The organism is Vibrio olivae (genome assembly GCF_042428525.1).
Taxonomy (GTDB): Bacteria; Pseudomonadota; Gammaproteobacteria; order Enterobacterales; family Vibrionaceae; genus Vibrio; species Vibrio olivae.
Genome location: NZ_JBHMEP010000142.1, coordinates 1 through 508, shown reverse-complemented (window position 1 = coordinate 508; position 508 = coordinate 1). Strand labels below are relative to the sequence as shown.

General features: G+C 38.2%; 2 protein-coding genes. Both read left to right on the top strand.

Annotated elements, in window-relative coordinates; all coding sequences use genetic code 11:
* A partial coding sequence (locus ACFFUV_RS23960) for a hypothetical protein (RefSeq protein ID WP_390198531.1) occupies positions 1-186 on the top strand: 186 nt, incomplete at its 5' end.
* Positions 179-508, top strand: a 330-nt coding sequence (locus ACFFUV_RS23955; protein WP_390198529.1) for a Sak single strand annealing protein, incomplete at its 3' end; no start/stop codon positions are given. The genes ACFFUV_RS23960 and ACFFUV_RS23955, both read left to right, overlap by 8 nt.

The following is a 508-nucleotide window of genomic DNA, read 5'->3' as shown; positions in this document are numbered from 1 at the left end:
ATTTGGGATCATGTCTATCTTATCCATTTATCGAGGAAGTCCAAAAAACCTGAGTATATCTATGTCATCGAAGATGGCTTGATTGATGCGCTAGAAGAGTACGACAGAGATAACTTGATTGATATCTCTTATTACGGACAAGGCAAAAAATACATCGCTGAAATGGAGGCAGAATTTGATGAGTGAAAAGGAACAACCTTTGAAAAATAGAAGTGATAATACGCTTTTTAATAGCTTATACAAAATAAATGTTAAAGGTGTTACTGAAAAACGAAATAACCTCACTTATCTTTCGTGGGCATGGGCTTGGGCAGAAGTTAGCAAAGTGTGTGAGGCAGTAGATTATGAAATCTATCGTGATCCAGAAACGCATCGTCCATACCTCTTTGATGAAAAAACAGGCTATATGGTTTTTACCAGTATCACAGTCAACGGAGTAAAGCGTGACATGTGGTTGCCAGTCATGGATGGTGCAAACAAGGCAATGAAAGATGAGCCATATACCTAC